General features: G+C 42.8%; 4 protein-coding genes. 2 read left to right on the forward strand and 2 right to left on the reverse strand.

Features of this window, described 5'->3' with window-relative positions; translation table 11 throughout:
* Positions 1 to 397: 397 nt before the first annotated feature.
* A complete protein-coding gene (locus tag IM456_RS04455) occupies positions 398 to 1,144 on the forward strand; it encodes a DUF4079 domain-containing protein (RefSeq protein WP_149988406.1) in 747 nt (248 codons plus the stop codon).
* An 82-nt stretch (positions 1,145 to 1,226) separates the two neighbouring features.
* Here IM456_RS04455 and IM456_RS04460 read toward each other — a convergent pair whose 3' ends face one another.
* Positions 1,227 to 2,765, reverse strand: a complete 1,539-nt coding sequence (locus IM456_RS04460) for a hypothetical protein (protein ID WP_287707678.1) — start codon at positions 2,763 to 2,765, stop codon at positions 1,227 to 1,229.
* 171 nt (positions 2,766 to 2,936) lie between these two features.
* Positions 2,937 to 5,162: a glycosyltransferase family 2 protein gene (locus IM456_RS04465; protein ID WP_353737724.1), complete on the reverse strand. Its 2,226-nt coding sequence runs from the start codon at positions 5,160 to 5,162 to the stop codon at positions 2,937 to 2,939.
* 186 nt (positions 5,163 to 5,348) lie between these two features.
* Between IM456_RS04465 and IM456_RS04470 the strand changes: the two genes are divergently transcribed.
* Complete coding sequence (locus IM456_RS04470) at positions 5,349 to 5,531, forward strand: hypothetical protein (protein ID WP_002759616.1); 183 nt, start codon at positions 5,349 to 5,351, stop codon at positions 5,529 to 5,531.
* Positions 5,532 to 5,665 lie beyond the last annotated feature (134 nt).

Below are 5,665 nucleotides of genomic sequence, written 5' to 3' on the forward strand. Positions count from 1 at the left end.
CCCCGCTTGGGATTTACTTCGAGAAGCCCAAAATCGCTGAAACCCAGATATATCAAGGAAAATCATCAATCGAGGTTAACCCTTTGTCCCGTAATGGTTTGAGCCTTTTTTGCTGACCGAAAACGCCTAAGTCCCATTAGGTACTTATTTAGGGTTTGCTGAATAATGGTAAAACCCTTTTAAAATAAAGCTTTTGACCTGTTAAAATCCGACGCCAGTGCCAGAAAATAGGATTGGAACCTTCAAAAACCTGGCATTATCCTTCTTATAGTAGATAAATTAGTACAAAAAAGAGGGCAACAAAGCCTGAAACGACCGGCTACTGACTCCTGACTCCTGAATCCTGACTCCTGACTCCTAAACCCACGAACAAACTTTTTCAGCAAACCCTACTTATATGCAATTCGTCGATTTTCTGGCTCTCATTCATCCTGTCCTAGCGATAGTGGTCGTTTTCCCCATTATCGGCCTCGTAGTTAACTTTGCTTGGCAAACCCGTCAACGTCGCTTAGAAACGGCCGCGGGAAATAAAAGTAAAATTCCCCCAGTAGTCGGGCCAGAACATCTACGCTTAGGCCGCTGGTTAACGGGTACAGTGGTAGGGGTTAACCTTTTAGCACTAGCTTACTCGGTCGTTTACGGTTTTAATGGTTTTGTCGATCAACAAAAAGACGGAAAATTAGACTCCTTTCAGGTCATTTTTGTGATTTTGATGTTTTTTGTCACCATTGCCTCTTTGGTCTGTCTCTACCGCGCTAGACAAGCTCTCTGGCGCGGAATTTTTGCCACCCTGACTGGCATGGGTTTAATTATTATCGGTGCTCAGGATGGGGTCTGGCGACTCTCGTCCCAATGGTACTGGTCTCACTACTATATCGGCATGGCGGCATCATTACTGATGATTTTCTCTCTGGCAATTGTCGAAGATATCTATAAAGACCGCTCCCATCGTTGGCGCATCGCCCATACAATTCTCAATTGTATTGCTCTGGCTCTCTTTCTGGGACAAGCCATGACCGGTTCGAGGGATTTGCTGGAAATTCCCCTCAGTTGGCAAAAACCGGCAATTTATCGCTGTGATTTCGCCAATAAAACCTGTCCTGAACCGAAATCCCAAACCCCCCCCACCAACCCGATAAGTTAAAAAAAGGATGGACTGAATCCACCCCTTCTCTATTCAAGTTTTTTAGGGACTGGGACTGGGAGAGGGTGAAGCAGTCGGGAAATCAATCACAATCAGATTCATCCAGGGGGGTATCTATGGGTTCCTCACACCAATTGGCAATCTGACCAAGTTGGGGCAAAGTGTTTAAGGGATTGGGCCTCAGGTCTTGGATTAAGTCAGTCCATTCTACCCTTTGAGTCACAGCAACATCATCGTCAGGTGAGACACAGCCTGGAATTTTGCCCCACTTTCTACCCCAGGCAGCACCGAAGAAATCACCAGTACCGGTTTTACCGAGGGAATAGGCAGGAGCAAAGATAAACGCTTCTAGTTCTTCGTCTCCTCTCAGACAAATTTGCGGATCGTCGGAACCTGATAAGTTATAGGCGTAAATTTGTAGATTGCCCGGTCCACAGCCCGCCTCACCATCGCAGTTGTGTCTGATGGCACCGTTAATATTACCTTTAACATAGAAAACTACCTGTTGCCCCGGCCCCGGATTAATGGTAATCTCCTCGTCATCACTCAAGTCGATATAATCAACGGTGTACTCGTACACTCCGCTAGGAGGTAATGGGTCTTCCGGTCTGGGAAAAGTTCCAGAACTGGTAAGTACCATATTTTCCTGACCAGGGGGAATGCTGGTGGGAATCGGCGGTAAACTGGGGAAAGGCACATCGACAAATTGCGCTTCGTAGGGGGTATTGAGTGGGGTTGTGGGCTGTTCAATTTTGTCCGTGCTAATAAAACATTCTAGCTCTGGTTGCAAAGTTGCCGTCGGCTCGTCAAATGTCGTGGTGTCGCTCATCACCACATCCCCCTGAAACTGAGCACCGCCGGAATAATCCGCACTGCCGACCGTAATCTGGCCAGTTTGACCCGCATTTTCCGTGGCTCCCTCCCTTATCCACAAAGCGGGGACCGTGGTGCGAGCGAATGCGAGGGGAAGAGAAGGAAGAATAGGGATACTTACCACCACGCGGTTACGAGAGGCGGCATTATCGTCACTATCTATATCGAGACCAGTTTGAGTTAGGTCTGTTTCGGCACTGGTGCGAGAACGTCCTTCGAGAGTGAGAACTCCCAAACCCAGGCGATCGGCGTCAATGCTTGCGGTAAAATTGTATTGAACCATGCGATAATAACGATTATTACCGAGAGCAATCCATTCATTTGCGCTCAAATCGTTTAATTCATCGATTCTTTCTTCCAAGGTAGCAGCAGCGTTGGGATCGCCGGGATTACTACAGGCGGTGGCAGTGTATAATTTTTTTAAATCTTTTCGTAAATCGGTACTGGGATTAGTAACCACTTCGGCGTTCTGCCAACAGCCGTCAGTAGTACAATTACTATTACTATCAAACTTCGCCATAACTCGAACGCTATTGAGTAAATCCTGCACGCGAGCCACCCCAACTTCGGAACTTGTTAAACTATCAGCCCGGGCTTTTTGGGCAATTACTTTCGATTGGTCCCCTTGGGCGCGCATGATCATAGTCATTCCTGTCACCATCAGGATAAGTCCAATTAACACGGCAAGAGGCAAGGCAAACCCTTTTTCCTTATTAGCCATCAGGTGAAGACATAAACGATTGTTCATAAGCCAGTTCATCTAAGAATGGTTACTTCTATTATAATACTGTGAAGTTTTGCTCAAGTGACAACTGTGATAATACAGGAATAGCCATGTGAGTAAAATCACAGACAAAAGCCAGTTGATACGATAATCAGTCATTAATTTTTCGATAAGTATTTTCGATTTTTGACTGAACTAAAGGGCTGTTTTTCGATTCAGAATTGCCCGACAAATCAAGCCTATCCCCCGAAAAAAGCTGATAATTAACAACCAAAGGGATTGTAATTCTCCCACCGTATTTTTCACTGGCCAGCGCTGGGGACGACAGAATAGAAAAGTAATTAGTTTTCTCTGCTCTGATAGGGGAAGTGGCTGTAATTTAAGGGTTGCTTGCCAGATTTTTCCTCGTTTTTCTAGATTGACTATATGAGCAGATAAGCGCAAGTCTTCGCCTAAAATATCTAGGAGTAATTTTTCTGAGTAGATGGGTTCCCTCAGATTAATTTCTGCTCCTATTTCCGAAAGTTTTTTCAGATTGCCCTGTATAATTATATTCGCTTCTGTTATCAAGTTAACAGGATATTCCAGCAATTGGTATTGAGTTTCTAGGGCGAGGGGAGCTTCCAATAAAGCCACTAAAGCAGTCATGATAATAACCACATTATATATAGCCAAAATCAAGCCAAAATTTAGGGGACTTGCTTGATAATTGTGATGGCGTAAATTAAAGAAAATACTAATTAAAGTAATCGTGAGAAAAAAGAGCAATGGGTAGGATAAACGCCAATTATATTGATAATTTTGGCGAGCAATTCCCTTCGGTGTCACCTGAAATCCTTTGTCAAAGGGTTTCCAAAGAACATGGAGAACTGTTAGGGCTGTAGGTACACAAATAATCATCGATAGTACCTCAGAAAAAATAATGGAGCGCGAGCGAGAATTTAACCAGTGATAAGTGGCTAACTGCAGCATCATGTAGGGTAAAAAGATATAGATTGTCTCACCGATGGTAATGTTAAAAGGTACGATATATCCAAAGGTATAAAGTAGAAGAATAAGCAGAGAAAATAAACGAGCTAAGGGAGAAAACCAAGATAAAAGTCCTTCTAAGTGTGCCAATCTTTGGGGTAGGGTTAGTCCCGCAATTTTCAGGGGATTAGCTTTGATAAAAAAGGCCTGTAAAGTTCCCCTTGCCCAGCGCAATCTTTGCCGTAAATAAGCTGATAAACTTTCGGCAGATAAACCAGCGCTGAGTTTTTCATTTAAGTAAATAACTTCATAACCTTTGGCAGAGATAGCAATCCCAGTGAAATAGTCTTCACTAATAGATTCTGTATTGAAGTAGTCCACTTCTTCTAATGCTTTTCTTCTGACAATAAAAGAAGTGCCAGCACAGACAGGACTACCCACCCCATCTTTAGCTGGTTGGATATGACGATAAAATAATTCTTCGTCGGGAGTAACGATATTTTCTAAACCTAAGTTATGGGCGATAGGATCGGCATTATAAAAGCTTTGGGGCGTTTGCACTAGGGCAATTTTGGAGTTTTGAAACCAGCCAACAGTTCTTTCTAAAAAGTTACTACAAGGGATAAAATCTGCGTCAAAAACTACCACTAATTCCCCTTGAGTTTGTCTGAGAGCATGGTTTAAATTGCCTGCTTTAGCGTTTTTTCTATCCTCACGAGTCAGATAATGACAATTTAATTTTTCTGCCAATTCATGAATTTCTGATCTCTGGGTATCATCGAGAATATAAATATTTTTATGAGGATAATTAAGGGCTTGACAACCGATAATAGTTCTTTTTAGGATGAAGGCTGGCTCGTTATAGGTGGGAATCAGGATATCTACCGTGGGCAAATACTGTTTATCGATCACCGCTTGGCTATAAAAATCAGCTTCTTTGCGTCTATCTTTTGTGGTTAAGACTAAAACTAACTGAATCATGCTACTACTTAAAACCATCATCTCAAGGACTAAAAGTAGTAAACTAAAAAAGCCATTGAGAGGGGTGGAAAGATTTAAGGTGGCCAGAATTCTCCAGAGTAGATAGCGCAGGGTGATAGCTAGAGTGATAGAAATAATGACTAATCTTGACCAAACTTGCGGACGCGGAGACAAGAAAATGATTAACTGCGTAAAAATTAGCAGGATAACCGTGGGTAATAATAATTGATAGCTATGAGCAACCGTGGGAACTTTGATCCAAGCAAATGGATTAAAAAAATCTTCTACTAAGCCAAGGATTAATCGATAAATATTGTGTTCTGGCCAACATAATGATAAACTGACCATCATGAGCCCGCCGATCACTGCTAACATAATTAAAATAACTGATATTATCGCTAAAATCGACTTGAATACGGAGGAATATGCTGGTTTTTGAGGGAACGGAAAAATCGATTCTCGGTTAGACATAAATCCCCTTCTGAGTAGATAAATCTAACTACATTTTACAATTCTTAACAAAAACCCGTGCATTTTTGGCAATGACAGGAGCGCTCTCCACCAAAATGCTACATTTTGTATCAAGCCGAAGATGAAACTGGCAAGAAAAAGTGTAGAAATAGTATACTTCGGTTAACCGTGAGGAAAAATTAATCTATGATAGCCGTCAAAATCGCCGTTGTTAGCGCTCTCGTTTTAGTTGTGGTCAAATTCGTCGCTTCTGCTCTAGGCAAAGGCAATATACCCCTGCTTAATCAGGCTGTCACCGTGATTTTAAGCCTTTTTATCGGTTTTGAGTTGATTCAACTAGGACAAGCGGTGATTGAAAAGATTAATTAGGGTTTGCGGCAAAAAGCTTTTCGGTGGTGGCAGGGTGTGGGGTGTGGGGTGTGGGGTGTGGGGTTTTATCGATTTTCAGGTGGTCAACTACCTAATTTTCAGGGAAAAAGTCCCGGAATTTTCCCCCCGATCCC

This window comes from Microcystis sp. M079S1 (assembly GCF_020246425.1).
Lineage (GTDB): Bacteria > Cyanobacteriota > Cyanobacteriia > Cyanobacteriales > Microcystaceae > Microcystis > Microcystis aeruginosa.

What these genes read in the sequence shown, in the direction of transcription:
- IM456_RS04455 (WP_149988406.1), top strand. Translation starts at nt 398, where the DNA reads ATGCAATTCGTCGATTTTCTGGCTCTCATTCATCCTGTCCTAGCGATA.
- IM456_RS04460 (WP_287707678.1), bottom strand. Translation starts at nt 2,765, where the DNA reads ATGAACAATCGTTTATGTCTTCACCTGATGGCTAATAAGGAAAAAGGG.
- IM456_RS04465 (WP_353737724.1), bottom strand. Translation starts at nt 5,162, where the DNA reads ATGTCTAACCGAGAATCGATTTTTCCGTTCCCTCAAAAACCAGCATAT.
- IM456_RS04470 (WP_002759616.1), top strand. Translation starts at nt 5,349, where the DNA reads ATGATAGCCGTCAAAATCGCCGTTGTTAGCGCTCTCGTTTTAGTTGTG.